Genomic DNA, 2,183 nt, shown 5'->3' on the forward strand with positions numbered 1-2,183 from the left:
TAGAAATGCTATTTTAAATATGTACAGTAATGCTTGAATAAATATGTACAAAGTTGCTTTCATTTTACATACTAGTCTTGAGGTGACTAGCTATGTATATATCATTTAATGTCGATGTTGATTTTGAGATTAATAGTCTTTCAGACTTACCAAAATTTAAACAAATAATGGAGCATATGAAAATGAAAATTAATAAGAGTAAATTGGCAAAGGAATTAAGGGTAGACCGCCGAACAGTTGACAAATACTTAAATGGTTTTGTTCCTAAGAGGACACGGAAAAAGTCTTCAAAGATTGATGAATACTATGAAGTAATCGCTGCTCTTTTATCAGAGGATTCTAAACAGGTGTTTTATTATCGGAGGATACTTTGGCAGTACTTAAAGGATAATCATGGATTAGAATGCGGTGCTTCGACCTTTCGTGCTTATATTGCACGCATACCCGAATTTAATGCTTACTTTAGAGAAGATAAACGTATTGCTTCTCCCAATGGGACTGTTCGTTATGAAACTCCCCTAGGTAAGCAAGCTCAATTAGATTGGAAGGAGAATATCCGATATGAAACAAAAGATGGTAAACAGATCGAGATAAATGTAGCTGCACTCATTCTATCGACCTCAAGATTACGAGTATTCTACATGAGTATCTCAAAGTCACAAAGTACATTGTTTTCCTTTCTAACAGAAGTTTTTGAAACGCTTGGAGGTGTTCCTGCGGAACTCCTTACAGATAATATGAAAACAGTGATGGATGAAGCAAGAACAGAACATTCTTCAGGTAAAGTAAATGCGAAGTTTGAGCAATTCGCAAAAGACTTTGGTTTTAAAGTAAAAGCTTGTATCGCTGGACGCCCAAGGACAAAGGGGAAAATAGAAACGACAATGAAATTGTTAGACGAAATACATGCCTATCAAGGTCAATTCACATTAGAGGAGCTGCAACAATTTATACTGGATTTAGCCAACCGAGTGAATCGTCAGATTCACCAAGGGACAGGGAAAATCCCGATCATTGAATTTAAAAAAGAAAGGAACCACTTACTCCAGCTACCAACTGAAAAAGTAAGAGATTCCTATCGCATTAAGCATACACAAGTAAAGGTCAATGCATCCAACATGATCTCCTACAAATCAAACCAGTACTCCGTACCACCAGAATATCAAGGGAAGAATGTAGGTTTACAAGTGTACGATAACTATTTATGGATTTATTATAACATGAAACTCATTGCACAGCATCCAATCAGCAAAGCGAAGCTAAATTATCAAGAGGCACATTACAAAGCAAGTTTGGCTGTTTCAGCGCCTTACTATAACTATCCTGAAATCGATGATTTGGCAAAGAAAAATTTAGCAACGATTGGAGAAGTGTATAAATAATGAATCCATCTACTAATTATCAACAGTTATTAAGAAACCTGCAGTATTTGAAACTGAAGCAAATGACCTTACATTTAAATGAAGTAGTTGATTTTGGGGTCCAGAACCAAATGTCATTTATCGATATGTTAATTAAGTTAACAAACTATGAAATTGATGTGCGCGAACAAAATATGATGCAGTCCATGGTAAAGGTAGCTGCTTTTCCACACATGAAAGAAATAAAGGATTTTGATTTTACTTTCCAAACATCCGTCAATCAGCAGCAGATTCAAGATTTCTTAACCTTTCGCTTTATAGAAGAGAATGAGAATATTGTCTTCTTAGGACCAAGTGGTGTTGGGAAAACACACTTGGCCACTGCAATAGGGATTGCGGCGGCCAAGAAAAGGACAAGCACCTATTTCATTAAGTGCCATGAATTAATTCAGAATTTAAGACGAGCACGATTGGAGAACCGCTTAGTAGCTCGTCTAAAGCATTATACAAAATATAAACTATTAATCATTGATGAGATTGGTTATTTACCCATTGATCAAGAAGATGCGAAGTTATTTTTTCAGCTGATTGATATGCGGTATGAGAAGCGAAGTACCATCTTAACGACGAACGTAAACTTTAAGGCATGGGATGAAGTATTTCAGGAGCCTAAGTTGGCAAATGCCATCTTAGATCGAATTTTACACCATGCGAAAGTTGTGACAATGGTGGGAAATTCCTACCGTTTAAAGGATCATTTAGCGCAAGAAAACAAGTGATTTTGTACATCCTTAAACGAGCGAAAATGTACATATTTATGTT

2 protein-coding genes are annotated in these 2,183 nt (G+C 36.0%); both read left to right on the forward strand.

The features are described from left to right. Positions 1 to 92: 92 nt before the first annotated feature. The gene (gene istA / locus EM808_RS28305; protein WP_127743139.1) at positions 93 to 1,382 is read left to right on the forward strand and encodes an IS21 family transposase; all 1,290 of its coding nucleotides are present in this window, start codon (positions 93 to 95) and stop codon (positions 1,380 to 1,382) included. Beyond that, on the forward strand, positions 1,382 to 2,140 hold the full coding sequence (istB, locus tag EM808_RS28310) for an IS21-like element helper ATPase IstB (protein WP_127743141.1): 759 nt from the start codon (positions 1,382 to 1,384) through the stop codon (positions 2,138 to 2,140). The genes istA and istB overlap by 1 nt, the downstream gene beginning before the upstream one ends. The last annotated feature ends 43 nt before the right edge of the window (positions 2,141 to 2,183 follow it).

The organism is Niallia taxi, from assembly GCF_004005475.1.
In the GTDB taxonomy this organism is placed as follows: Bacteria; Bacillota; Bacilli; order Bacillales; family Cytobacillaceae; genus Niallia; species Niallia taxi.

Bases quoted from the DNA above. Each gene is read 5' to 3' on its own strand.
- istA (WP_127743139.1), top strand. From the start codon at position 93: ATGTATATATCATTTAATGTCGATGTTGATTTTGAGATTAATAGTCTT.
- istB (WP_127743141.1), top strand. From the start codon at position 1,382: ATGAATCCATCTACTAATTATCAACAGTTATTAAGAAACCTGCAGTAT.